The sequence below is a fragment of the Polaromonas sp. P1_F6 genome, assembly GCF_056405695.1.
The window spans coordinates 715,692-741,422 of sequence record NZ_JBFUBQ010000003.1 but is presented as its reverse complement, the minus strand read 5'-3'; the positions used below and the strand labels follow the sequence as shown (position 1 = coordinate 741,422).

23 protein-coding genes are annotated in these 25,731 nt (G+C 57.8%); 5 read left to right on the top strand and 18 right to left on the bottom strand.

All coding sequences use genetic code 11. From position 1 onward, the window contains the following. Positions 1 to 108: 108 nt before the first annotated feature. The 6 genes from cbiB to AC1DY9_RS13085 all read right to left on the bottom strand — a co-directional run bounded on the left by cbiB (position 109) and on the right by AC1DY9_RS13085 (position 3,465). On the bottom strand, positions 109 to 1,080 hold the full coding sequence (gene cbiB, locus AC1DY9_RS13110; protein WP_477666717.1) for an adenosylcobinamide-phosphate synthase CbiB: 972 nt from the start codon (positions 1,078 to 1,080) through the stop codon (positions 109 to 111). Continuing rightward, a complete protein-coding gene (locus tag AC1DY9_RS13105) occupies positions 1,077 to 1,478 on the bottom strand; it encodes a hypothetical protein (protein WP_477666716.1) in 402 nt (133 codons plus the stop codon). The genes cbiB and AC1DY9_RS13105 overlap by 4 nt, the downstream gene beginning before the upstream one ends. Next, positions 1,475 to 2,293: a CbtA family protein gene (locus AC1DY9_RS13100; RefSeq protein ID WP_477666715.1), complete on the bottom strand. Its 819-nt coding sequence runs from the start codon at positions 2,291 to 2,293 to the stop codon at positions 1,475 to 1,477. Before AC1DY9_RS13100 ends, AC1DY9_RS13105 begins: the two co-directional genes overlap by 4 nt. A gap of 186 nt (positions 2,294 to 2,479) precedes the next feature. Further along, positions 2,480 to 2,665, bottom strand: coding sequence for a CbtB domain-containing protein (locus AC1DY9_RS13095; protein WP_477666714.1), 186 nt, complete (start codon positions 2,663 to 2,665; stop codon positions 2,480 to 2,482). Positions 2,666 to 2,677: 12 nt separating this feature from the next. Beyond that, positions 2,678 to 3,133, bottom strand: a complete 456-nt coding sequence (locus tag AC1DY9_RS13090) for a cobalamin biosynthesis protein (protein ID WP_477666713.1) — start codon at positions 3,131 to 3,133, stop codon at positions 2,678 to 2,680. Beyond that, a complete protein-coding gene (locus AC1DY9_RS13085; RefSeq protein ID WP_477666712.1) occupies positions 3,130 to 3,465 on the bottom strand; it encodes an SAM-dependent methyltransferase in 336 nt (111 codons plus the stop codon). The genes AC1DY9_RS13090 and AC1DY9_RS13085 overlap by 4 nt, the downstream gene beginning before the upstream one ends. A 1,032-nt stretch (positions 3,466 to 4,497) precedes the next feature. On the opposite strand from AC1DY9_RS13085, the gene AC1DY9_RS13080 reads away from it, so the two are divergent. Both AC1DY9_RS13080 and AC1DY9_RS13075 read left to right on the top strand, forming a co-directional pair. Continuing rightward, complete coding sequence (locus AC1DY9_RS13080) at positions 4,498 to 4,656, top strand: hypothetical protein (RefSeq protein ID WP_477666711.1); 159 nt, start codon at positions 4,498 to 4,500, stop codon at positions 4,654 to 4,656. Further along, positions 4,653 to 5,840 carry a Wadjet anti-phage system protein JetD domain-containing protein gene (locus AC1DY9_RS13075; RefSeq protein ID WP_477666710.1) on the top strand — a complete coding sequence of 396 codons (1,188 nt, stop codon included), beginning with the start codon at positions 4,653 to 4,655 and terminating at the stop codon, positions 5,838 to 5,840. Before AC1DY9_RS13080 ends, AC1DY9_RS13075 begins: the two co-directional genes overlap by 4 nt. Before the next feature lie 133 nt (positions 5,841 to 5,973). Here the strand turns inward: AC1DY9_RS13075 and AC1DY9_RS13070 are convergent, their stop codons facing one another. The 3 genes from AC1DY9_RS13070 to AC1DY9_RS13060 are packed head-to-tail and all read right to left on the bottom strand — an operon-like array spanning position 5,974 to position 7,571. Next, the gene (locus AC1DY9_RS13070) at positions 5,974 to 6,102 is read right to left on the bottom strand and encodes a hypothetical protein (protein WP_477666709.1); all 129 of its coding nucleotides are present in this window, start codon (positions 6,100 to 6,102) and stop codon (positions 5,974 to 5,976) included. 44 nt (positions 6,103 to 6,146) lie between these two features. Beyond that, positions 6,147 to 7,190, bottom strand: a complete 1,044-nt coding sequence (locus AC1DY9_RS13065; protein ID WP_477666708.1) for a DUF4145 domain-containing protein — start codon at positions 7,188 to 7,190, stop codon at positions 6,147 to 6,149. 51 nt (positions 7,191 to 7,241) lie between these two features. Further along, positions 7,242 to 7,571, bottom strand: a complete 330-nt coding sequence (locus tag AC1DY9_RS13060; protein WP_477666707.1) for a YegP family protein — start codon at positions 7,569 to 7,571, stop codon at positions 7,242 to 7,244. Positions 7,572 to 8,451: 880 nt separating this feature from the next. Between AC1DY9_RS13060 and AC1DY9_RS13055 the strand changes: the two genes are divergently transcribed. Next, the gene (locus tag AC1DY9_RS13055; protein ID WP_477666706.1) at positions 8,452 to 9,072 is read left to right on the top strand and encodes a hypothetical protein; all 621 of its coding nucleotides are present in this window, start codon (positions 8,452 to 8,454) and stop codon (positions 9,070 to 9,072) included. A 302-nt stretch (positions 9,073 to 9,374) separates the two neighbouring features. Here the strand turns inward: AC1DY9_RS13055 and AC1DY9_RS13050 are convergent, their stop codons facing one another. Then, on the bottom strand, positions 9,375 to 9,602 hold the full coding sequence (locus AC1DY9_RS13050) for a helix-turn-helix domain-containing protein (protein WP_477666705.1): 228 nt from the start codon (positions 9,600 to 9,602) through the stop codon (positions 9,375 to 9,377). A 215-nt stretch (positions 9,603 to 9,817) separates the two neighbouring features. Here AC1DY9_RS13050 and AC1DY9_RS13045 point away from each other — a divergent pair, with 215 nt between their 5' ends. Together AC1DY9_RS13045 and AC1DY9_RS13040 are read left to right on the top strand one after the other, a co-directional pair. After that, a complete protein-coding gene (locus AC1DY9_RS13045) occupies positions 9,818 to 10,627 on the top strand; it encodes a hypothetical protein (RefSeq protein WP_477666704.1) in 810 nt (269 codons plus the stop codon). Positions 10,628 to 10,727: 100 nt separating this feature from the next. Then, entirely contained in the window at positions 10,728 to 10,946 is a 219-nt protein-coding gene (locus tag AC1DY9_RS13040) for a hypothetical protein (RefSeq protein WP_477666703.1), read from the top strand. Positions 10,947 to 11,021: 75 nt separating this feature from the next. Here the strand turns inward: AC1DY9_RS13040 and AC1DY9_RS13035 are convergent, their stop codons facing one another. The 8 genes from AC1DY9_RS13035 to AC1DY9_RS13000 all read right to left on the bottom strand — a co-directional run bounded on the left by AC1DY9_RS13035 (position 11,022) and on the right by AC1DY9_RS13000 (position 25,730). Continuing rightward, positions 11,022 to 11,678 carry a hypothetical protein gene (locus AC1DY9_RS13035; protein ID WP_477666702.1) on the bottom strand — a complete coding sequence of 219 codons (657 nt, stop codon included), beginning with the start codon at positions 11,676 to 11,678 and terminating at the stop codon, positions 11,022 to 11,024. Positions 11,679 to 11,695: 17 nt separating this feature from the next. Next, positions 11,696 to 12,910: a hypothetical protein gene (locus AC1DY9_RS13030; protein ID WP_477666701.1), complete on the bottom strand. Its 1,215-nt coding sequence runs from the start codon at positions 12,908 to 12,910 to the stop codon at positions 11,696 to 11,698. A gap of 21 nt (positions 12,911 to 12,931) precedes the next feature. Further along, complete coding sequence (locus AC1DY9_RS13025) at positions 12,932 to 14,068, bottom strand: NAD(P)/FAD-dependent oxidoreductase (RefSeq protein ID WP_477666700.1); 1,137 nt, start codon at positions 14,066 to 14,068, stop codon at positions 12,932 to 12,934. Beyond that, positions 14,065 to 17,097, bottom strand: a complete 3,033-nt coding sequence (locus AC1DY9_RS13020; RefSeq protein WP_477666699.1) for a LodA/GoxA family CTQ-dependent oxidase — start codon at positions 17,095 to 17,097, stop codon at positions 14,065 to 14,067. Before AC1DY9_RS13020 ends, AC1DY9_RS13025 begins: the two co-directional genes overlap by 4 nt. Before the next feature lie 81 nt (positions 17,098 to 17,178). Continuing rightward, the gene (locus tag AC1DY9_RS13015; protein ID WP_477666698.1) at positions 17,179 to 18,825 is read right to left on the bottom strand and encodes a tyrosinase family protein; all 1,647 of its coding nucleotides are present in this window, start codon (positions 18,823 to 18,825) and stop codon (positions 17,179 to 17,181) included. A gap of 820 nt (positions 18,826 to 19,645) precedes the next feature. Then, positions 19,646 to 22,681 carry a C-terminal helicase domain-containing protein gene (locus tag AC1DY9_RS13010; protein WP_477666697.1) on the bottom strand — a complete coding sequence of 1,012 codons (3,036 nt, stop codon included), beginning with the start codon at positions 22,679 to 22,681 and terminating at the stop codon, positions 19,646 to 19,648. After that, the gene (locus AC1DY9_RS13005; RefSeq protein WP_477666696.1) at positions 22,678 to 24,531 is read right to left on the bottom strand and encodes a phospholipase D family protein; all 1,854 of its coding nucleotides are present in this window, start codon (positions 24,529 to 24,531) and stop codon (positions 22,678 to 22,680) included. Before AC1DY9_RS13005 ends, AC1DY9_RS13010 begins: the two co-directional genes overlap by 4 nt. After that, the gene (locus AC1DY9_RS13000) at positions 24,528 to 25,730 is read right to left on the bottom strand and encodes a DUF6361 family protein (RefSeq protein WP_477666695.1); all 1,203 of its coding nucleotides are present in this window, start codon (positions 25,728 to 25,730) and stop codon (positions 24,528 to 24,530) included. The genes AC1DY9_RS13005 and AC1DY9_RS13000 overlap by 4 nt, the downstream gene beginning before the upstream one ends. Position 25,731: the final 1 nt, after the last annotated feature.

The window sequence follows — 25,731 nt, the reverse complement described above, 5'->3', positions numbered from 1 at the left end:
TGTTTGGAAACTGTTTGCAGCGCCTGCTGAACAACGATCGATAACACACTCATGCGCCGGTTCTCCGAAAGACCCAAAGGGGAGTCATGAAGTCATTGTGGATAAGGTTCACGCGAAAAATCTTCCTATGAGGACGGCACAGGCTAGCAAGGCCAGCACTGACACCACCCGCCCAGCGAGCTGCAAGGCGCGAGCCGTGTCGGCCGCCTGTGGGCTGCGACCGGCCGGGTTCAGCGCGTACACGCCAGGTTTGGTCAGGCTCACATCCAATACCAACGCCATGGCGGCCATGGGCCAACCACTATTGGGCGATGGCGTAAGGCCCGCCTGTGCTGGTAGTCCGCGCCAGCGGCCCAAAGCACCGAGCAGACAAAGAAGCACGGCCGTGAGGCGAGCAGACAGCCAAGACAACACATCATCTGTCCGCGCAGCCCACTTGCCGGCCCAAGTCCAGTCGCGGCCCTTACGCTCCCCCAAATAACCCCACATGGCATCAGCTGTGTTGGCAAAGCGGTAGAGCGCCACCCCCGGCAGCCCGGCCACGGCAAACCAGAACAGCGGTGCCACCACCGAATCGTTGAGGTTTTCGGCCAAGGTCTCGATGGCGCTCTCGCGTACTTGGATCTCATCAAGCCGCGTCACATCTCGACTCACCACCCGAGCCACTCGCGCGCGGCCAGCCTCTAGCGATTCACCTAGAGCACCTTCAACCGCACGCACCTCATCACGCAGCATACGCCAGGCCATTAGCGGCTTAAGCAGAAAACCCAGCAACGCAATCTGAACCAGCGTAGGCATTTTCTCCAGCATGAAGCTCACGCTGCCCGCGATCACTAAAACCAGGCTCGCGCCCAAGATCCAGCCGAGCGCTCCGCTTAAGAATTCGACCACGGGCCGTGGCACGTTCCCGACAACGCGCGACACCCGCTGGCCCACCGAACCAAGATAGTGGCCCATCCACACCACCGGGTGCCAGCGCATGGGCGGTTCACCGAAGGCGATATCCAATCCCAGAGCGACCAGCACTGCGCCGGCTAGCACTGCGGCATCGGGATGCGGTAGCGGCCAGACCACCGTCATTTCTCAGTGCCACCCTGCGCCAGAAATCCCGCCCCTAAAACTTTCTCAACTACCATAGCGGGCCGGGTTCTGTCGCGCACAATTACCGCTGGAGTATTCGCAGCCAACCCTTGGTAAAACAACTGCGAAGAGGTGGCGTCAGCAAGATGCCCAGGCAAGAATACACAGCTCGCTGCCAAATCGCGATGGGTCAGCGGGATGCCATTGCAGGCGCGATTCGGTTCCTCGATCGTGCCCTTACGGATGATTCCCTCGCCCTCGAGCAGGTCTGCCATCCCCTTGATGTAGGAGACATAACCTACCGCCACATCGGCCTCGGCAATCGCCGCGCGGGCTCGGCAGATCATATGGTCGTAGCTGACGGGGCCTGTGCCCACCAGCGCGATGCTGCCGCTCACAGCGCAGCTTCTTCCACGGGTGCGACGGGTGCGGCGCCAGAGGGCCTTAGGGCATGCTCCAACGCCGGGCGAAGCCAACGCTGAAAAGCTAGACCACTCACAAGACCCATACCAAGCCAGAATGACACGGATAACCAGGTGGTGGCCCAAACAAACGCCTTACCCAGCTGGCGCAAGGTAGTTTGCGCTTCACCCGTGAACCCGGCTAGCGGATCGCCGACGATGTGTGGCGCGCCCACCGCGAACGGCAGCACCAACCAGGCCACCGCCGCTACCCAACGCAGAGGGCTGCGCACTGCGGCCACTGAAATACAGGCCAATGCGGCACTGCCCGCAGCCAGCAGCCACCAGCCCTGGCGTGAGCCCAGGCGGGCCGCGTCCATGCCGGGAATTTCGGCCGGCAGCCCTAGCGACGGCCAGAGGTGGAACACCAGCCAGCCCGCGGCCGCTGTCCACAGCGCCAGCGGCAGGGAGCGCTGGCGGGCGCCCCGCCACAGAGACAGCCCCATCACGGAAAGTACCAGCAGCGCCATGCTGAAGGCGTGCAACCCATTGGCCACCCAAGTCCAGAACAGACGTTCGGTGCCATCGGCAGGTGCCCATACCTCGACAGCGTGCCCATGGTCATGCGCCGCACCGTCCGCGTGAGTATGCGTAGCCGCCAAGACCGGTGCGGGCGTCTCGGACTTCTGGCTCTCAAACACCTCGGCCGCCAGGATGATGGGTACAGTCTGCAACTGCTGCAGACCCGATTGCACGCTTCCCACCAGCAACGCAACGGCCAGCGCCGCCCAGATCAATCGTCGAAGAATCATGAAGCTCTCCATATATAGGTGGGTGGCGACCCCATCGACTCGATCACGCAAGTGCCTATATCAGGGGATGCCGTGGAACCGAATCTGCCGTGTAACTAGCATCGCCGCTTCAACCCGGAGCATGACCCACAACGCATAAGACGCCAGGTCAGGTATCGCCTCTTGTAGGGGAAGCGGTGGGGTTTCTTAATGACAGGGCTTGACAGTGACGTGGCGGACGTCATGCGCAGCGTTATGCATGATCGGACTGTCGGCGAACGCAACGCCATACAGGACCACCATGCCTAGCGCGCAACCGGCGGCCAGTTGCAGCAACACGCCGTGCAGAGCGTGAGTGGCAGGTCGGGTCAGAGGGAGGGTCGAGAGATTCATGCTGTACTCCTGTCAGGGTTGAGGAAAAAGAAAACGGTCACAGCGGGCGATGGAAACCGTGGCGTTGCGCCCATCGGCGCCACAGTGGTTGAATTTCTCTACCAGCAAAGCCTGACCCGGCAGAGGCGTGGCCCGTCCCAGAACAGCCGCGCCGGCGAGCAGGGCAGCGGCCTCGCTGACCGAGGGCGTGCCGATGTGCCTCAGCACAGTATCCGAGGGGTTGGGCACCGGCACGCAAGCCAAGGTCTCGGGCGTGTAGAACACCAGTTGCCAGCCCAGGCATTGGGCCAGCGCCAGCAGGCCCGGCTCGTCGGCCTTGAGGCTGATACTAGCTGCGGATACCACCCGCGCCAGCGGCACCCCGGCCAGCACCAAGGCTTGGTGCAACGTGACCAGCGGTGTGCCGCGATCGCAGCCCAACCCGACCGCCACGGCTTCTTCGGAGTCAGAAAGCGGTGAACCGCTCATGTCGCAGTCTCCAGCAGCGAGCAGTACACCACAGAGCGTTCACACAGTTTTCCGCACAGGACAGGAACGCCGGTACGCAGGCGGATAACTGTCTCGCATTGGGAGGCTTGCTCGACGAGCCAAGCCGACATCTGCTCCAGCGCCATCCTCTTGCTGTCGTTAATCGGGCGGCCTGCCGGCACCCTACGCATAGCGACTTCGCTGATCAGCGAGTCCGCAAAGAAGATGGCCCCCACACGTTCGATAAGACCACGGCCTTTCACGGTAATCAGCTCCGGGCCGCGGGGGCCAGCGTCCACAAACCAGACCGTGCATTGCATTTCGTCGGCCATTGGCTCCGTCGATGCGATGCAGACGCTGGTTCACAACCGCTGCCTTTGAGGTCATGCCGCTCCTTGACTGCTGCCAGCAAGCCCGAGTCAACCAGCCTACGCATCTCCACAGCTTCCCCTGAACGCATGTACCTCTCCCTTTTGAGCAATAGACCCAAATCGTTGACCGTACCGGGTAGGGAAGCTCAGGCAAGGGTTTGGTCTTACATCTAGAGACCCCTCTGGCTCCCGTTCAAATGCACCGACGCAAACACCAATGCTAGTTTTTCCACGAAAAACGATTCTAATTTTTCCCATAGTAGCCGGTTTAATGAGGGTCTGCAAAGCACCATTTCTGGCACGGAATATGAATGATGGATGCCATGAAGAGTTTGATAAGACTTTTGTTTCGAGGGCAAGACTAAGTGCACACGAAAGCGTGAATTTCTCAACGAGATGGACCTGATACTGCCCTAGCTTGTTGAAGTGCGCGGGAGTCTGACCCGAGTTTGGCTTCATTTCGCCGACGGTGTTAGACATGACCGTTCGCACGGCACGCCTACTACTGAAACGGAATTCGTCACGGGCGCAAGCCAGAGCTAAGCGCTACTGGCGGACGACTGGTCACGCCAGTTGGGTTTAATTCAAATCGATCTCCTCCAATTAGGGGAGATCGTGGTGCGAATCGAAACAGCCATCTGACGGTTTTACTCGCTATTATTCGCCACATGATCCTTGGTGACTACAAGATAAATCAGTTAAATATTCAGTACTCAGACGATTTCTTGCACGTATGCACTCATCAAAGGTGAGTCTGGCTACTTTAGTCTCTGTGGCATGCTGCATCGGCTTTTTGCTCGGACTGCGGGGCGGGAGTGGCTATCCCCGCCTCCTGAGTAGCTCCTACTCCTGAATGCGCACCGCTGGCACGTTCGACTGGAACTGTACAAGCTTACGGCGAGCTAGTGACCGACAGTTGTGGCCGTCAGAAATAGACGCCTGGGCAGCTTTCTCAATGCCTACTGATACTTTCTAAACGTCGGAATGAAGCTCATGAACTGGTATGCGCTTGACCCCTTCGAGACCCTGGCCAGCACATGCGTGAACCAGACAGGCCGGCTGGATTTGCCTTTGGAGGACGTCCAAGGCGGACTTGCCGAGGACCCGGCCAGCGTTACAGCCGAAATCACCGCGGGCGAGACTACCGCATGACCAAGCCGAAACGCCTTACCCTGCAGCAAGCCCAGGCTCTTGTCCGCAAGAAGTGGGATGTACACCATACCAATTGGCTCATCTCGCCGCTTGAAGCGGCTTGGCCCTTCACGGTGATCCTCCACGAACTTACGGAAAACGACGTATCTTCTGGTCTTGCGGATATCCGAAAATGGATTCAGACTTGGCGGACTTGGGATCCGGGCAGCTGTTCGTTGGAGTGGGCCAGCCGAGGGTGGTCGTGCAGCGACCAAGAACTTCCGATGCGGCTCGTGATTCCGTCGGCAGAGGCTGCAGCGGATTTTCTTGGTCAGAAAGCAATCTGGGACCGCACCAAGCGCAGGTATGCTCAATGGTGCGAGCAATTTCCGCAACTTGCAGGTTCCAGAGCCGCTGCTCGGCAAAATGACATTGTCCTTGCCGAATACAGTGATGAGGATTTTCAACGACTCAACAGCCTGCTGCAGTGGTTTCTCGACTGCCCTCGCTCAGGGCTATACCTAAGGCAGCTGCCGGTTCCCGACGTTGACACAAAGTGGATCGAAAACCGCCGAGGTGTTATTGCCGACTTGGCTCGTCCCCTTTTTAGTGCGCCTGAGACCGCCGGCCTTCACCAAATATGCGGGCTGAGGAAAGAACCGTCTCGGATGCGAATTCGGGTTCTCTGCCCGCAGCTAAGTGGTCGGCTAGGCGGGTTGTGTGACATCGAAGCTCCAGTTGGCGAAATCGCAGCTCTCCCGATACGGCCACGCATCTGCATAGTTGTGGAGAACCAAAACACGGGAATCGCACTTCCCGAAATCGCAGGTGCCGTGGTTTTCATGCGTCTGGGGTTAGCAGTCGATCAATTGGATGCCATCGGGTGGATGCACGGTGCTTCTCTTCAGGTGTTTTGGGGAGACTTGGACACGCACGGTTTTGCGGCATTAGCCCGGGCAAGACGGCGCTTCCCTGCGATAGTTTCCGTTCTTATGACCAAACATACGCTCCTATCGCATCGATCAATGTGGGTTCGAGAAGAAAGACCCAGCAAGATCGCGTCATTGGAGTACCTCTCGCCCGCAGAATTGGACGTCTACGACGGTATCCGCACCAACCGTTGGGGACAACAGGTGCGACTTGAACAAGAGCGAATTTCTTGGCCGATCGCGATGGAATGCCTACTATCAACCTGTTCCTTGTAGGAGTTTTAGCTCTGATGAACCCAGTGGTCCAGTCCGAGGGGTTCACTCCAGTAGGCACCCCCTTACTGCGCTAAAGTGGGTCGGATCTCGATGGAATTCAACAGGCCGCGTAAATGTCCCAAGGAAAGTGTGTTCAGCCCAACATGGCGTTGTTTTGCCAATCGTCTCCCTGGAAAAAGAGTTTCTGGCCAACGAAATCGGACGGTTTTTTGATTGATGCGAGCAGAACCGAAGGATCGAAGTTTCCGGTGGAATTGGTCATGTTGTCCTCCTGCACAAGCTCCGGAAAAACTAGCTGCTTAGCTATCAATTTCGAGGGAGTCGTCCGGGCGTATTGGCCTTAATATTTACTGCGGCTTGACTGAGCCTGTACTTTCGCCTCAACAAATGATCCATGATTTCCATCAGGTCATCCAAATTCTGCTGATTAATAAGATAGCCTCGATGTGCCGACGCGCTCCCGGCGTCGAAGGCAGTGGTGACGGCCGCGCACTCGTCGCCGTTGAGATGTCCTAGTCGCTGGATTTCCTCGATTTTTTGCTTAAATGTATTTTTGTCGCCGACGATCTGCGTGCAGACCATATCGATTACCGCTCGTACACCCATTGCGGCGAGGGTACGATGCCCCGCAGCTCGGGCTCCAATAACTTCTCGAAGAAGTGTGGCAATGGGTTCCGGAAGCCCGTCGTACCAAGAGATTGCCGCACTCGCCACCTTTTCCTCGACACTCAAAACACTTGCGTGAAGCGGAAATTGCAATCCATGCGCCCCCTCTCCACTTTGAAATGGCGTTGTCCAACTCTGAACCGCTTGTCGAAAAGTTGAGTACTGAATGACTTTTTCGTGGGGACCTATCGCAGCGTCCTGGTGGCTAGGGAATTCAACTGAATAACCGGAGTACCAAGGGAATTCGATCATATAGACCATTGCCTTCCGTACCATCTCGATCTCTAGGCCAGCTTCGTGTGCCAGTTGCGAGAGAGGAACTTGCGCTACGGTGTCATTTCTATAATGAATTTGCAGCTCGACCCACAATGACTCACATGCAGCCGACAATTCCAGTGCCTGCGGAGAATCGATGTACTCGAGCGCGGTAAAACTCAAACCATATCGCCCCATCTGCTCACGCACATAGCCGGACTTTATTAGAGAGTCGATCTGGCCTAAGCTTTGTTCGTGTCGAAGGCGAAACCTTAATGGGTCGACATTCTGTAAGTCGCCTTGAAACTCAAATAGATCCAGCAGCAATCGCGATTTATCATTATTTAGAGTTTGCATATCGACCCCGTCCGGAGTGATTGAAAAAAACCGGAAGGCGGCGATGCCACTTTCCGGTTCTCCATTTGCCATGCCTACGCCAGTCAGCGGACTTCTAATAATCCGCCGCTGCCGCGGAAGGCATCAAGTATTGTCTACGGTAGCTGCGCCCGGTGCGTTGGTTTTGACCCAAGTGATGCCGTTGTCTCGTGCAGTAGTAGACGAGTAGGTCTCGCTTGTGCCAATGGTTTCGCCATTGCCACCGGTCAAAGTGAAATACGGCGAATTGTTTGACGCCGTGAGTTTTTTGTAACGCGCATCAAACGGGGCATTCGCTTTGACCGATGCAATGCCGCCCTCGGCACTTTGCTTGGTCGTGTATCGCTCGCTTGTGAGAACGATCTCACTGTTGGCCGCCTTCAGGTTGAACATGAACTGCGTACCGCTGCGCTTCAAATCGAAATGGATAGACATAAAAATCCTAAACGTTGAGAAAAATGAGTTTTTGACCGGGAAACAAGGCATGGCCACCGTTGCTGATGCCCATGCCCTGCCTCACTTACACTTCACCGCTTGCTGTTCGGCGTCCTGCTCACGGGCACCCAAGTGCTTCCGGGAGTGGATGTCGGGGGCAAGGGCCTCTTGTCTGGCACTGCCGCGAAGTTGTCACGGGTGCCACCCCGAGGTCCAACTTCGCGAAAAATGCCACCGCTGGTGCCGGTACTGGTTCCGGGCTTCTTTCCTGCTGTCATATCGTTTCCTTTATTCAACAGCACTAACGCCCCGGTACGTAAAACCCCGCAATTGCCAAGCCTTGGGGGCTTGGGTTACGCTCAACGTTCCTAAACGTGAGTTGGGGGCAGATTTCGCCGGTATCGGTACTCTGCCAAGGCTGCCTAGAGTTCGTACCTCTAGGTGGCCTTTTTTTATACTGGGTTTGAATCCAGTACGACCACTATACCTGTGGTCTTATTAATCTACAACCACTACCAATAGTGATTTTCTGTGGATAACTTTGTGCACAACCGGTGAATTACTCGGATAGTAAGTAATGACGCCATTTGGCACTCCATGAGGCACACTGCCAATGTGGAAAAAGCTGTGATAAGGAAACCTGAATGAGGGAGATTTTGCTACCTATCCACAGAAAGGGCATCTGCAGTTAGCCGGATCTAACTGTTACAAAAAGCACCCCGTAGACCCATTCCAAGATCACGCAAACTGGCTAAGCCAACATCGGCAGGCCGTGAAGCTTGTTCTACCGAAAGGCACCAGATGCGTCGGTGCTGAACGGGTCAGTAGATTCAAGTCTCAGGGGCGTTGCTCCTGCGCAAAGCAACGTAGGAGGAAATCTATGCATCTACGGCAACTTGAACATATTCTCACTGTGGTCGAACGGACCCTACGGCATCAGTTCCCTAGCGACTTTTTTAAGCGTTGTGCCTACTCGGCCTTTGGGATCCAAGCCTTGATGAAAGATGTCGGCGTTCATGCAGAGCTCGTAGGCGGGGATTTCGTGGCATTCACCATGTCGCCGCAAGGAGAAAAAGCTGCAATGCAAGGATTCGGACTCGGTGACGATCAATGCCCGCACTTCTGGGTAGAAGCGGATCAGCGGCTTATCGACATTTCTCCATGTTTTCTCCCGCAGGATTCCAGCTATCCGATAGTGCCAATGCCCGCGGTTGCTTGGAGCTTCAGTCACTCGTTACCACGTTATCTTCGCTATCGCTCCCACGAACATTTTCATGAGAGTTCTGTCATGAGCGCCGATCCGCTGATCAATGCCCGTTGCGACCAGTTCGTAGAAGCATGTCATGGCCAGATGCGCGTTCAAGCTGCCTTATTGGATTTTCCGACTTGGGTGGTTACTGGGCCTCCATCCTTGGCTATTGCAGCTAACCGGAAGGATCGATGGGCACAAGGAGCGCAGCGCTTTGAAACATTGACCGGACTCGATGGGTTGCCTTTCTGATCCAGAGACTGCAATTTTCAAATAGGCCATCCAGTGCTCTGCTTGTTTTAAAAGCACGGGGAATTGGGGAGCGATAGAAGTAGGGACATTGAATGCCATCAGACGCTGGCATGGCGGGATCAGATTGGCGCGCAATACAGTGAAGAAAAATCTGTGATCGGAGAGAGCGAGCACAAGCATCCGAGGCGGATCAGCTCAAGCAAGCTCGGCCTCACGCGGAGAGGCTGGCCACTTGTCCGGGGACGAGGCAAAAATCGCGGACACCGACGCAATTGAGGCAGCTCCGCCCAGCCGGTATAAAACTAGAACGAACTCAGCAAAGTGGGAACATCCATCCCCAATGCTTTGCACCAGATTTCCAGCTCGACCACGTCCAGCCGTCTACTCCCGCGTTCGCACTTGCTCACCCAGGACTGGGTGACTCGCAACTTTTTGGCCAATTCAACCTGGGTCAGGCCGCGATCTTCCCTTGCAGCGCACAAAGCGGCAAGAAACTGCTTGTAGCGCAAGCTGTATCGGGTTTTGAACATGTTAGCCATGGCCGGCCAACTATCCCGATTGGTGCAAAATAGTCTAAATTCGACTATTTTCGAAACCAACAGGCGACTACCCGTGAAAACTAGCCTTGGCGGATCGAGGCCGCGGACAGGAAGGCAATCCAACAGCGCTGAGGCGCTGCTTCCTTGAAGACTCATCAGCGCAGCAAAGAACTCACTCTCTAACCTCAATTCTTGCAAAAACTTCTATGAAAAAATCCCTCAAAACCCGTTTTTCCATCGCCCTACTGGCTACTGCTTCGTTTTCTGCAACAGCACAAGAACTGTACGTTTCCAACCGCACAGAACACCGAGCGTCAGTCGATGCAGCGGCCGGCACCCCCCAAACCGCAACCATGACCGCGGGTGGCTACTCTATCTGGTTGCCTGGCGAAGGATGGACGCTTCTGTCTGCTACGCCGTCCAAAGGCTTGCTGAATAGGGATAACCCCAGCACGGGTGAGTATGTTGTGAGCCGGACTAACTTTGTGCGCATTGAGCAAGACGTAGTGCGTGACGTTCAAAGCGTGCGGGTCTCCCACGCCGAGAACAAAAAGCACACCTCCTGGACGAACCCAACCCCGTGCGGCGGCGATGCCGCCGCAAGAGACATCTACGGCGTCGTGCTGAGTGCTGAACAACCGACCTTCACCCGCGGCACCAATTGCGCGTTTGTGTCCGTTAACAAATATCAGTCCGGAGCGACGCCCGATATCACGCAGCCCCAGAATGCGGCACCTCTTCAGAAACAGGCTATTCGTGTTGGCGTGCTCCGAGACGGCATGTACTCGAAAAAGCTCGACGTGACCTTTGACATCTTCCCGGACTCCGAAGGCTTCACGGGTGGTTGGAGCAAAGCAGAGATTGCCGCCGATCCTGCAAAGAGCCAGTTCATTGCCCACCTTCAAAGGTGGGTGGAGACCCTTCAGACTGCGGTCGATCAGGCATACGAGGGCAAGCCCGATGCCTATAAAGGAATGGTGACCTGGCGTGTTGGCGCCATGCTTCCAAAGCAGTAGTTCAAAGTCATCCCAGGTTTGGGGAGCTCAAAGTGCTGTAAAAACCCCTCGCGATATAGTTTTGTTCTGCGGCGACCCGCACGTTCGGTTCGACCACATCTTGCGAACTCCGGATCAGCTGCACGTATCTGCCGTCATAGTGCTGGGGGACATGGAGCCGGTGCGTCCGCTGCATAAGGAACTGGCCTCGATTGCCAACAAGCTCTGGTACATCCACTGCAATCACGACACCGACAGCGAGCAAAACTGGAACCACCTCTGGAGCAGCAAGCTGGCAGACAGAAATCTCGACGGCCGGGTAGGCATGTTCGACCTGTAAGCTCGTTGCTATGCTTTAAGTTTACCGTCGTTCTCACCGTCAGTTTCACTATGCAGAAATCGGTGATCCTTCGCGCTAGAACTTGACCGTGTCTTCCGCAATCACGTCTTCGGAGAATCCGTTCGTTTTTAGTACACGCACCATCACGCTACTGCGGCCCGGAAACTGATTAGCATCAACCGTCACCCTGGGCGTCCTGCTGCCGACAGCCAGCGTCGACCAGGGTGAGCTTGCCGATGGCCTAGCCTGTACCGTGTAGGTGACACCCGCCAGTTCCGCAGCCCCTGTGTCGGCGTCAGCATTCACCTCTATCTTGACGCCCTCCAATGGCGACATGCCTTGCAATTTGGTGGTCATCAGCTTGCCGGACACTGCGGACACGAACGGAGCCGCTGCAGGTGCCGCAGCGGCCCAGGCATGGACGGTTTTGCCATCAATGACCAGGTCGATCCCCGACATGCCCTCGGCATAGAGCACGTCCTCCTGAATCAAGGCGGTCCTCTGCGTGGCTCCGGCTTCGCACGACGCGATGTGGAGAACAGGATTGATGCGCACGATTTCAGTGCCATCCCTTCTAGTAAACCTCAATTCGACGGCAGACCCCCCGTCAGCAGAAGTTTCCAGTGCGACGCTGGCCGGATTCACGTACAGTATCTCGCCGGTTCTTCGTTGGAGGTTAACTTTTGCCACGACATGGACGAACCGACCTGTCACCGGCTTGGATTTTTTCATGTTGATGTCTCCTATTTTTAGGGAGCATTCTCTTCTTCTAGCCGCTGCCTAATCGCGTGGAATGTGTAGGCGGACACCCATTGGTTCTCGCGATACGTCATTACGTCGTGGCATGAATGCCCGGGCATGATCTGCATCGGAAGGTTGAGATCGGGATCACCCATGTCCAAGCCCACATACCCATCTCCGTCTCCGGAAATACGGCCGTCCGGATACGGAAAAGTCGGGTCACTGGCATCCTGGCCACCGCGCTCGTTGGGCGGGGGAAATCCGGGGTGGTATCTACCGAAAGTGTGGGCAAGTTCGTGCGCCCCATACCAGTCGGCGTACGACAGGTCGAAGTCCCCGTTGAACCCTGATTCGGGATTGGAGCCTGCCGGACCCGAAGCAACTACCCCGGGGCTCGCTGTGGCTGGAATATCGAAAGCTAGGCCACGCATGAAGTGTTTTCCGTTGCCATCGCTTACCAAGCCATAGTAATGAGTCCTCGGGTCAACGTCGCCGCTCACATCCTTGCTGCGCAACGCTGCGATCTGCGCATTGGCGTGCACCGGTGTGTCTTCCTCGTTGAAGGGCGGTTTGAAATCGGCGTCTACGACTATCTGGGACCACTCTACCGATGCAACGGGATAGGCTCGGCCCAGCCATGAACGCAGATAGGAGAAGTGGATCGCATCAGGCGCATAGGTGTCCGCTCCGTCCCTATATCGCAAACCGATCACCCTCACACGCAACGGCGGCACATTCTTGAAGGCAATGGTCTGCTCTTCAAGATCAAAGCTCACCGCGACTTCGAACCCAGCCTGCAATTGCGTCAAGCGAATATGCGTTTTACCGTTGACTAGGAACTCGGGAGGAAGTCTAAAGTTCAAGCTTTCTTCAAGCACCTCGCGCCTCTGGTTCAGCGGCCGGTCGGCGCCCGGCTGCAGCGTGACCTTGTTCTGGGCGGGAACAAATTTCTCGCCGGCATTGCCACGCCTGCAAGCGATCTCGCCCGTAACGACGATGGACTCCGTCAGGCCCTCCGAGCTCAAATAGACGCGAACCAAGGTTGCCTTGCGCGCGATCAGTTGAACCCTGTTGCGGTCGTCCTGCACGGATTGCACCCACTCGGTATGTACCACCTTCAGCTTGATCCGATTTCTCGCAGCCTGCATGCCAGTGCTGGTCGTTGGTGTCGAAAAGGTCTTTCGCGTCATACCGGTTGATGCTACTGCCAATCTGTCGTACACGGATTGCTCCTTTCTTGTGAATCAGAAATTGGGCGATGAAAGACGCCAACAATGCCTCCGTCGCCAGAACTCAGAACGCGGCCACCTCCGCTCCCACGAATAAACATCCTTGAGCTGATAGAGATAGTTTGTAAATATCGCCTGCTGATGCGCAACGTGCTGGCCAATGGCCTCCCGCTGCCCCGCAAGGCCGGCATCGACAGCCTCGCCAGTGCGGATACCTGCGTATATCGCGCTCGCAATGCCGCGAGCTGCAAGCGGATCGAACGAAATCGCTGAATCCCCCACGGCTATCCATCCATTACCGCTCATAACATCCAGTCGAGCGGACGATGCGTCGGTAGCTTCCGGGAGGCCGAGGCATTTATACCCATTGCGCGCGACCAGCCTCGAAATCTCGCGAGTGCCCTCCAGAGCGGACATAAAGCCTTCTGGTCGCAGTAGTTTTTGGTGATCCGCGAGGTCCGCATCCGTGAACAGGCACACGAGGCGCTGGCCCGTCGATACAAGCGTGCTGTACCACCAACCCGCCTCTGCGGCCTCGACGACCGCGCTTGCATCCTGATCGATGCCGTTGCGCGCGCCAAGGCGCACGGAGAAAGCGAGCAAGCGATCAAGTCTTCCGCGCCGGGCACCGAGCTGTCGCGACAGGCTAGCCGATCGACCCGTGGCGTCGAGCAACCAAGTGCAAGTGGCTTCAACGCTTTCTCCCTGCGTCCTGAGCTCCACCGATCGATGCGCCGCTCCGGGTGATGCACCGGGAGACTGGACCGAAATTACCGCCGTATCCGGGCAAACCACAGCACCGGCTTTCTGCGCGGCGGTCATAAGCATCCGGTCGAATTCGTCGCGATTCAACTGGTAGCCACAGCCCTGGAGGTCGTGAATAGAATCCCTGGCTTGCGCCACGGTAGAGCCCCAAAATGAAATGTTGCTGTAGCTCTTCAGGTGCGAAGCCCAGGTGAACTGCTCCAACACGCCCAATGAAGATAGTAGAGGCACGGCGGAAGCCACAAAGCTTTCACCAGCGCGAATCTGGCGTCTTGATCGGGCGTTCGCGATCAGCACACGCCGCCCCTTGCGCACCAGCGTCAGCGCAGCAGCAGCGCCCGCCGGGCCGCCGCCGGCGATCACCACATCAAAGCGTCCGCCAGTCATCCGGCTTTCCGGCTGACGGGAAGCGGCGCACTCCGAGCCTCTTCCTGGGAACTGAAATTCGGACCATGCACACGGTCGCTTGCCGCTTGTGCACCGGCGCCGCTCATAGGCACCATGCCACCGGCCACGGCGGCGGGCGCAGGAGGGCTAGGTAAGTTCGGACCAAAAGAAGCTACGAGCACGCGCGGGGGCACGACAGCATCGTTCTCAAGTCCAGGTCTAGCTTCCAATAGCCCCATTGAGCCAAAGTGCTCGATCATGAGTTCCATCGCCTGCCTCGTATCGTTACCCAGCGGGTTGTTCCAGTCGGTGCGATTGGAGAATAACCGAATCTTCTCGGCCGACGTCTGATCCGGATGGATTGCCTTCGCATAATCAACGTCACTAAGAACATGGTTTGGAACGCGCGCAGGCCAAAAGCTGGGTGCGAATTCGTCGTAGTTTTTGTCGTACCCAGATCTGCACCACGCGGTGTCGGCCTGCCAGGGCACAGCCATCCACCGTGTCAACGTCCCTGGCCCTTGCTCAAGCAAGGGACCTTTGCGCCCAAGTGCGGTCTTCTGGTCGAGCGTAGATTTTCTTCGCGCAATGACGGGCTCGCCCCCTCCATGGCGAATGCGGAACGGCTTCGAATAGATCGAGAGATGGCGAATGGGCCACGTGACCTCGCAGCCTGGATGAAAGCCATCGGCAAGACAAAACTCGAGCGCGGCCCGATCCAGCATCTGCGGCTGATCCTGCAGCGTGACCTCGTTGATCGACCGCGGCGCCGTCACCTTGCCCCAGTCGTCGTCAAAGTTCCCAAGCGACCATTGGCGAAGTGCTTCATATTGCGTGTGAGTGATGCTCGCGTTCTGGCGCGGGCTGGTGGTCGCGGGAATGTCCATCGCGTCGCCATACAGCCACGGCCAAGGTAGCTGATTACCATCAATCGGGTCAGCCGGGCGAAAGCTGTTGAAAATCAGTCTACGGAGTTCCGCGTTGGGATCGAAGACCTTCCGGTCGGTCGGATGGACGTGCAGCCGTTCGATCATAAGTAAGTCGGTGAAGTCAAAAACTCCCATGTGCCCGAATTGACTGGCATATGCCTGATTGACCCATTGTTGGTCCGCTAGGCGCCTGAAAATCGGATAAATGTCGTTCGTAAACGAGACCGCCTGCGCCACAGAATGCCAGCCGGCCTTTACGTACAGATCGTGCAGCAGGTCATAGAGGGTCCGCACCCCCTTGACCGTGGGCGCATAGTTCGGAGGTGCGGTGACAACCCAGGCAGCCTCGACTTCGATCTCGCGCCCGTCAATACGAACCTGCGCGGTGACCGGTCCATCCGCGATATCGTCGTACCACCCGTCGGAGTTGGCAAATGGCAATGAGGCACCGTTATCGAACACAGGGCTGCGGGAGGGCGACGCGGAATCCCCATGGCCCGCCAGGACGATTAACCGCCCCACCGCGTCGGTGAAGATCTCTCCCAGATAAACCACCTTGTCTTCGAAAGACCCTATGAAGGCCGCCGGCATCGCATTTTTCCCTGTCACCTCCCGCTTGCCGCCATCGATGATTAGGCGCCTGCGCGCGTCATCGCTGTCCGCCTTCGGGTTCCTTAGAGGCAAAACGGTCTGGGCCGCTTCCGGAATATCGAGCGCTATCGCCCACTGATACCAAGCAGCCTTCTGATTAGCCAGGTGCGCGCTCCAATGGATTTCAGCCCAATCGGCAGTGAGTTCTCGCACAATCTCGCCGGCCGCGTTGTAGCCATAGATCCTGAACTCCGCAGCCTCGCGTTTGAGCGCCCCTTTTTCATCGCGGAAGAAATGCAACGGCCGCGCCTCCGGTTCAAGCACCTGAGGGCCTAAAAAATACTCCTCCGCACTGTTTCCCACGCGCGCGACGCCAATCGCCGGGTGGATGGCCGCGCGTATGATCTTCGTGTCCCTTGCGGCAGGGTAGGTGGCGCCATCGAGGTCGGTCGGCGGGCGTGGTGCATCCGGCTCACCCACCGGAACGCCGTTGACGTTTCTCCGCCGCCGTGCCGAAGCTTCGTATACCTCCTTGCGCGCTTGGGCGATGCTGCCGAGCGGCGTATGTTCGGCCGGTACGTTCCATGGATTGAAGGCTAGGTTTTCACCGTACGCTTCAAGTCCCCGCGCATCCAGGTCCTGGGGGGGCAGCACTAGAGTCGCCACATGCACCGGCGGGCTGGTGGCCTCGCTCCAGCGGAGCATGGCCCGGTCCAACGGCATGTCGACCTCATTTGTCTGGAACTGCAACATGAATTTGAATGCAGTACCAGCTGCGCGCAACCTGCCGCGCAGGTCTTGACGCAGATACCCGGGGTCAGCGGAGTTCGCAGACGATGCAGCCCCAGGTATGTCCAACGGCTCGAGCTTGTACTTGACTGCACGGCCGGAGCCGAAGCTGTACGGCAGCACACTCCAGTAGGATGACTCCACGACGGAGCCGACGGTTTTCTCCATTTCAGTGAGAACACGACCGGTCTCTGGGTGCGCCGCCAGGTACGCGTCAATGCCGCCGTGCAACGCCTCACAAGTGAACTCGCACATGTCTTTGGCCGTATCGACAAAAAAAACGTCGTGGTTCTGCAGCAGGAAGTCGTGCGTGTCGGCCGGAATACCTGGTAGAGAGGCCCCGGCCCCATTCGGTCCGAACAGTTTCATTGCAATGCCGATGGTTCCGTGCAGGTCGGAGGTGCCTGGCTGCACATCGCTAGAAAACCGCGCCCACACCGGGTATTCAGTTTCCCGCGCAAACAAACCGATCCGCATCTCAGGCGGTAAACTTTCCACGACCTTGAAAACACCGTGCACGACGCCATGCTGCCGCACGAACACGGGCCTGCCGGCCGGGTCACGGCCGGCGGCGATACCCGCGCTCTGAAAATATTCTACGAAGAGTTGCCTCAAACCCTCAATCGGATTGCTGTCGCACAGGCAAGGTCGAGGCGGAAGCCGAGCCACCAGTGCCGGCTGTTCTCGGTCGTCCAGAATCTGTGAAAGGCTTTTTTCCACGGCGATCTCCTCTTGGAAAAGTTGCTCACTGTTCAAAGCGCACAGCCATGCGCAACCTGCCCGCTCTCATGCCGACTCCGATTACCTGAGGGGTAAGGTGGAAGCTTCGATCCGGATCGAGTCCGCCCTGATCAGTATCGGCCGATCTTGGTCGTCTTCTCCTGCAGGTGTGGCTGTAGGAACCAGCGAAACGTCCAGACCGCTAAGTGCAGATGAGCTGTTCACGCTCAGGCGCTTCAAGGCCTCTACGATTGGAAAACGGAAAGAGGGGGGCTTCGGCTTGCCGCAGTTTGGTCCGAGACACCGCAAGTTGAAGACGTTGATCCGGCCGACGGTCGCGCTTGCCGCATCGCCGGACCGCGATATGACGACGTCATAGACAAACCCTTCGCGCATGCCTTCGCGGGTTGGTCTGACTCCCTCGATTACCAGCGTCGCAGTCGTGAAGCCATTTGGCATTTGCACGCCGCTTCCCAGCGCCAGAAATTTCGTCTTTGAATCGCCTTGCGGCAGTGAAAGCCTTACGGTCCCTCCAGCACCAGTGAAGGACGCACGCACCGGCGGCGCGACCGACTGCGAATTGGCGCTCGATGTCGTCGCTGACGGTTTGGCGGGTTGCGTTGCAACGATGAGCGGCTTGGGCACGGGCAAACTGGGACCGGCGCCAGCCTGGCTGGGCAAGGTAATGTTGTCGTAGCCGTACCCCGCCGTAGACACGACGTCGCCGATCAGCATCTCGCGCATGCCGTTGGCGGTCGGGTATTGAAATTTCTGGGCTCGCCAATCGGCGCTCATGTCCGACGGTTTGACGGCCATGTTCCCTAACCAGCCCGCCCACAAGCGATCAATGTTGGCATGGTGCAGCCAAAAAATCGGGTCCCACGCAGCGGTGTTGACGTCGCTCATCAGCCCACCAATCTCCCCATGCACTTGGTCGTGAGGCAGCACCTCCAGCGCCTCATCGAAACCTTCGGCGGGCCGAGTATTACCCATCTCATCCAGGGCCACCGTCACTTCGCTCTTTTCAGTGCGCAGATCCTTGAGTGAAAACGCCAGATATGACTGCAGGCCCATCTCTTGCGGATCGTTGCGACGATTTCTGGCGGTATTGCGATAGGAGACGTAAAGCGGGTTCTCGCTACCATCTGCCAGCAAGACGCGGCGAAACGGTTCGGGGATTGTCCTACTTGAGTAGTAGTTCCAGTAGGGCAATCCATACACCGGCTTCAAACCATGTTGCGCTGCAGCAGTTTTCATGGCGTCGACCAGCACGTCTTCAAACACCATGAGGTATTGGCGATGCCATCCTAGAAAGTACCCCAGCCTGAACGGGGCTTCGCCCATCGAGCCATGGTGCAGGCAGCGTCCCCAGGCGCCCCGGATGCCCTGCGATGTTGCGCCAAGTTTGTCAAAGTCGATCTGGTACGCCACCTGTCGCACATGCTCGGCAGCACCATCGAACTCGGGAGGAAGTTCACTTGCAATGGAGATTGCGTGCAACTTCGAACGGAAGTCGTGGAAATTGTGCAATGCCGCCAATGCGTCCCAGCTTGTAGGATCGTTTGGCAACCGGTTTTTCATCGCCCGGACCGCCAACTGAAAAGCGAGGACAGTATCTGGCGTCGCGTTGGTGAAATCTGTGCGGGTTAAACCCTCCTGCGCACGCGGTGAGACAAGAAAGGCAGCTGGAAGCAAGCCCGCCGCGCGAATAGCCGTCCTTCGATCCATGGCATCCTCTTATTCGGTTGTTGCTCTTCTTTCATGGGCTCAGGGAATAATGCTCCCCCAACTAGATTAGACGTCGATTGATTTGTGTGACATAAAAAATTCTTCGTCGACATGCTAGGCTTCGCGCCACCCCGTCATCGCAGAAAATTGTGCGTGGCCCGAAGCAATTCCCCGCTACCTCTCATTGCTGGGCGATAGAACCTCTTGAATAGCAAACGCTTATTCCATGGGCAAGCGCCCCGAGCGCAGATCCATCCCTATTTCTCTATTCATCCTGCCCTTCTAGGTTCAGAAAAATCTACCTATCGAATAATCAGATTGGAACCCTATTGCATCAGGAACACATACTCCAAATGGAGGAGAGGTGAAGAGTGATTTAGCCCCAAAAAGCGAGTGAAGGAGCACAGAAACTCTTCCTGTTGCCTCTGCTTGTGCGAATCTGCCGTTGAATTTCGTCGGAAGCCGACTCAGCTATAGAGTGATGCGAGTCACGAAACACATTAAATAGGGCTTTATGCTCCTCGCGCATCTGCCATTTGCGGATCGCACCCCGTGGTAGCCTCCATTTCAAAGAGTGAATTTGGAGAATTGGTGAATTTCCTCGGAAAGTTATGACACGCCGGCGCCCGAGGAGAGGTCGGACATATTCCTCGATGTAATGGACGAAGAGATTTTGTGAGTGCGGTGGTGGAGAATATCAACGGCAATCATTACTGCAGGCAAAGCCATGTACGAATTTGCCGCGATCGGATTGGCGGCGCGTACCCTTACTGTTCACAACGATGGAAGCAGCCAACCCAGGTTTGAGCGCTCCCAATGACTACAAACCTACAACAGACCTCTGCCGAACGCCCATCGCTGAGAGATCTAAAACGAGAGTTCGCAGCAACATGCGAATGGCTTCGCTTCCACTAGACAAAACATCAATGAAGTCTTCTTGGTTAGGCTGCCCCAAAGCCAGTCGGTACATCAAGCGCTGCTCCCTTAGGTGGGCAAAGCGCGCAATATCCCGACCGAAAGGCCGCTCAAAGACGTGTCGACTGATCTCGGCACCATCGAACACCCACCATGGACACAAGCCACTTTCATCGACATATCGCTCCGCGTAGCCCTGCAAGCGCCGCCATGGCGAGCCATCCGCCAACGAGGGGGTTCTAAGCACTTCATCGCATAACACTGCGGCAAGTCGGCGTCTAACGGACAAGCCCGCATAGCGCTGGATCCGGCCTTCGCGTTGCTCAAAATCCAGCGGATTCGACGAAAGATCCCAATGAACCACATGCGAACACCAAGGATGGAAATCCAGCCCTTCCTGCCCAACAGAAGTTGTCGCCAAGACGTGTGGCCAGAATGGCGTGTTGAAGCTCCGGCGTACCTCATCCGGGCGGGCTGGAGCGGCCTGTGCCACGCCACCACCCACCTTGACGGCGGGCTCCGTTTCCGCATCGCCGAAAGGCACGGCGACATGGCAGCGCACCGGGATCTTGTGAGGTAAGCCACCGATCCCATGGAAACTGAAACTTCCAGCGCGTAGCCCAAGCGCGGATTGGAGGTCCTTGGCGAGACCTGGGGCACCGCCTTGAAGATTCTGTGCGCGAAGCCAGAAATGCTCGTCGAGTACGCTCTCGAAGCCGCCATCAACCACGGCACCCATGACCTGTTCGACCGCAGTTTTCCCCACTAGCGCGGATAAAAGCACAGGATTGTCGAGGTAGGCACGCAGTCCCTGCCAGCTGAGCTGGACAAGTTCCGAGTAGCGCGCAGGCGCCAGAATGGCGGGATCGTGTCGCAGTAGTGCCCGGCCAAGCACAACTCCAGGTCCGCCGATGGCATAGTCCACCAGGTCCGAGAGCTCGAGCGGAGACAGGCTGTCGAGCGGTTGTGCCTGCCGCCACCGCCGGACAGCAGCCTGCGCGGCACGATCGTCGCCAATCGCAGTGCGCCAAGCATCGGCCGACTGCTCCCCGACGCCGGCCATCCGCTCGATCGATGCCAAGATCAGCGCGATCGATCTATGGCGCCGACGTGCCTTCACGGTGCCCCGTTCAACGATACCCTTGGGCAATGCAGCGAGGATCTGACGCCGAATCTGCTTGCGCACGGCCCCAAGGGAATCACCCGCCTTGGCAAGCGGGTCCGTGTTGCGGATCAACCATTGGGAGGGATGGAATGCGGCCATCACCGGACCTGGAACGGCCGCCAGCTTGAAACGACGGCGACTGTAGGCGTCTTCATACCCACCCTTCTTCATGCCCAGACACTGCGCCTCCACGCCGAAGCTGAGAAGCGCGGCGACGCTCGGCGGCGTCGCCCGGAAACGGCTAAACACCAGCAGCTTCGGATCATCAGTCACCCTCTTCCAGCTTCCACCGAGCGGCCACCAGGGTAACGATGGGGCGACCCAGGGAAGTGACAGCAGCGAGGGCGGTACGAAGCTGCTCAGTGCGCGAAGCTTTGCATCGGGCCAAGCTGGCGGTGCATTGAGCTTGTTCCGACGTTCACGCGTCATTCGTGTGAGCTTCGGAGCCGATTTGATCTGCGCGCTCTTCCAGGCCGCATAGCGTGGTCCTAGTGACTGCGCCGGCAGGGGCACCGAGGACCAATATGGCAGTGCTTCGTAACGAGTTTGCTCGGTAAAACTATCAACGAGGTGACGGTAGACCTGGAAGTCCTCGATCGCCGGGTCCGCTGCCAAGACTTGCGTTCCGGCGAGCGGATCGGTCGACGTCACGCTATCTCGCTCGGTGCGGGACATCACGGGGGTCAACAGGCTGCGAAGCTCGTCTCTGACCCTAATGGCCTCTTCGACCTCGACCCTTACCAAGGGATCGCTCGCATCAGTGTGCGAGGCTATTGAGCGGAGCTTTTCACCAAAGTCAGAGAAGAGAATCTTTGCGCGATCTCGAACATGTGAACCAGCGAGGAATTCGATAAGTTCCAGCAGTTCCCTGTGCGCGAGTGCGCCTCGTGCCTCCTCCCATCGAGTAGTCAGCAGTCGGTAAGGCGTTGCACTAAGTAGCAGGATTGCCGGAGGGGCAGTCGAGCTCTCGGGCTCCAGAAGCGCCTTGAGAAGCGGATCTTTGTCCTTCTCTTCAAGAATGTGTCTGTAGCGCTGAAACTCATCGAGAATGACCAGATCGGGCGGCTGATGGTGGAGGGTTGCCAGAGCAAGGGCACGACGAAGTCGTCCAACGAACGTGGTCGGCTTGAGGGGCTTTTTTTGGGAATTGCCGAGCACGGCCATGTCGAGCATCGCCCGTACCGGCTCGCCAAATTCAACCGCCAGTGCTCGTCGAAAGCTTTGCCTCAGAGGGGGCGGCGACGCCTTGAATCTCGCTTCCGCGTCGCTGACTGCTGCATCCCATGATCCCCGCGCGCTGAGCTGCAGTATGCCCGGGTCAAGATCGCGAACGAAGGCGGGAAAGAGCTGCTCAAGCAACACTCTTAGGAACGCGCGCTCTTCCTTGCGCCCTCCAGTGAGGCGTGCTTTCGCACCTGGAAAGGACGTCCCGGGCGTCAGTGCGTAGACAAGAACAGGGGTATCCGGCCTCTTCGCCACCGCAATCAACGAAAGCCGGTCCGGCGTGCTGATCGCGGCCTTGCGTTGCACATCGCCTAGAAATCCGACGATGCGGCCCTTGTTCTGATGCGAGACCGCATGGCCGTTAGCGATGTAGTAAATCACGAAGGGGCGGCATCCATCGTCCGACATGCGGCGTGCGACCTCTTTGGCCACAATCGTTTTTCCCAAGCCGACTTCATCGGCGATGAGAAATCGCCGTCGTCCGGCAGGGGTCGCGAAGACCGCGAGCGCTGAATTGACGGCCGCATCCTGAAACGGCTTGGGCGCGTTCACCGGCGTTTACCTTTGATCTCGGTAGTACCACACCCGGCACTGACCATGCGCCACAACTTGACGAAGCTTCTCAGTGTTTCGGGAGCTTGCGGTTCTTCTTGCTCAGCTTGATCAAGGACAGCAGGCAGATACTGAGCAACGCGCCTCTCTATTTCCTTGAATTTTTCAGGGTCTCGCGCCCACGCTGCCAATATCTCTTCCAAGGTTGGAAGCGAGTGATCCAACCCCGACTTCACGTGCAACCCAGTCCGTTCTTTTGGGTGGTCCCTCGTCCAGTCGCCTTCACTCTGCCGGTCATCATCCGCAAGTAGTCCGGCCAGCCAGATGAGGAAACCTCGAGCACCGAGTAGGCGTACGAATGCTGCGCGATCACGCTCTTCCCCGAAAGGTAGTTCCGCCGGCGCTCGTTGCAGCCACGATAGACCCTTGCCTCCGCGGCTAACTCGCAGTCGGACAAACTCACTTCGTTCGGCGGGAAGGACCAAGCCCAGACGCATTTCAGGTTGCCCTTGGGGCCAGGTCACCAGCGCACCATGGAGCGGTCCCACTTCGAGCGCAATATCAGGCTCGTCAGGATGAGATCCGTTGGGGTGGAGATCGGAGCAATGTGTAAGCCGCAATCCATGCTCGTCAACACAAAGTTGCCCTGCCCACCGCGCCGCCACCTGAGTGCGCGCCCTATCAAGCGCATCTTCTTCGAGAGCAGCAGCATCGGGCAAATGTTCCATGCAGGGCGCAGCAACAAGCCTGGCCGATCCTAAAAGCGCCTTCAACCCCCTTTCGACTGCGTCGGTAATGAGTAGCTCAATCGTCACTTCAGCATTGCGTCCGGTCCAGGCCCGCATGGTCGCGTTTGCACTTCCGAGCCACAGCCTTCGCTTCTGCCCGGTCCGCATGAACAGCAGCTTCGCATGAAGACCGCGGCCAACCTCTTCTTCCTCATCCTCGTTCGACGCACTCTCGCCGGTCGGCGCATGCTGCTCTGGATCAATCTCGGGATCGGCGATGGGATATTCGGGGGCATCCAGCGCGAGCAGATCATCGAAAGCCGCCAGGTCCGGGCCTATCCGCTCGATTTCGCGCATCGTGGTAAGCAGCACACGCCGCGCCGGCTTCCCCTGCCGTGGCATCTGTCGGGCGAGAAAGGTTTTGTCGACGAAAGGGCTGACGACCACGATCTCATCCGTTCCAGGCGGCGGGTCAGGAATGGGTAGGTCCGCTGATCCAGCCGACCAGCGAATGCGCTCGACGCGCACGCCCTTTGGGGCCAGCCAAGCAACCTTCGCCACCATTGTTGCGAGAGAAGCGGCGCGCACCCCCTTTAAGGCGGCTTTGTCGGCCAGTGCACGCGCCAGCTCGTTCACACCGTCTATCGGAGAACTGCCCTTGGCCCCGGATGTAAGCAAAAGCCCAATGTCGCGATTTACGCACTCGGTGAGATTCCGACTCCCGATCCAAAGCCGCCAGCTAACCTCGCCATCCAATCTGCGCATTCGCACCAGTGCCGCCTTGGGATGCCAACTGTGGATCGCCTCGTCGAAGTCGACCTCGCGCACAAACTGATCCAGAACCGCCGCAATACGCGGCGTGCGGTGCATTTTCGCAAGGCGACCACGCTGGATGATGACGCGGACCTTCCCCCGGAGGCGTTCAACTGCATCGGCGAAGTCGGACGGACTGCCCCGCCCGGCATCGGTGTCCTTGCCCGCCAAAGCGAGTAGTGTCGCGCCAATCGACCCTAAGTCCGCCGAATAGGATGCCAACAGAGCCAACTCGACGATCTCATCAGGACCGGGACGCAAACCTTCGAGGAACGAAAGCGCCGGCCAGTTGTCGATGGCGGCACTCACTCTGCGTCCGCCAGATCTTGTAGCAGCGTGCTGACCTGCTCCCATCGATAGTGGAGTGGTCCGGCAAGCACGTGCTCATCACTCGACCATTCTTGGCGCCGAGCCCGTCCATTGGGGGTAAATGCCAGACGGGCGCGAGGTCCCTTGCGAGCTTCAGCTGCGACGTAAGAATCGAACAGCGGCTCGGGTTCTACCGATTTCGATTCGATCCAATTCTTCGTCGCTATCAGGACACTTCGCAGCTTCAGCGGCAGGGCTCCAATGTCTACTTCAAGTGCATCGACATCAAGCTTGACAGCAGCGCGACCATACTTCTGAACTGTAGTGACAAGGTGGTCACGATGTCGGGTGGACATCTTGCGCCGATCTCCGGATTCGAGGATACCTTCCACCAGCGCGTCATAGGCAGCGCGACCTATAGCGGCAAGACTGGCGGCCTGCTGCGCCCGCAGCAGCGGAGTTTGGTCGGGTCCGGCAATCGCACGGACCTCGTCAGTCCACATCTTGAGCGTCGGTGCAGCCCCAGTCCGAACCAGCCGAGCGAGCAGGGAAAGCTCATGGCCGCCATTTCGGTGCAATTGACCAAGGCGCTCTCGAAGAAATGCAGCCTCACTCCCTTTAAGTCGAAGCGTGAGATCGCCGCCCCTCCAATTTTTGGGAAGGCCGGGCAGAGGTATGAATGGCGCGGGAGCGCTGAGAAGCGGATGGCCATCGTCGTCCGTTGTCGCGCCGCCACTCTTCAACAAGTGATGCGCCTGCGCTCTGGAGATCGTCCGCCCATCCAAATGTCGCCGAGAAATTCCCCAAACAGCGAGTGCATTCCAGTAGACGGTCGACGGGGGTTGGCTCGACGGCTTGGGAAAAACGCGCCCCCCTATCACTTGGCTCTCACCAACGTCCCGAAGTCGGCCGGCGAGCTCCTTTTCGCGTTCGCGTAACGCCCGGGTGGCAGCGACTCCCGTCAATCCGGCTAGGTCCTTAAACAGCCAGGGAACGAACAACGCGTATCTGGCGCGGGTGTGCAGTACCGATGTCCCCGGAAAGAAGCGGTCAGCGTAGCGCTGATGGATCGTCAGGAAGCCAATTTCATCGCGCACCCCCATGGATTCCTCGTCCATTTGCGCCTTGGCGCGTGCTAGCGCTTCGCGCGACAGATAGGTCCATCCCAGAGTTGGCTCGAGAACAGTGTGGCTTTTCATG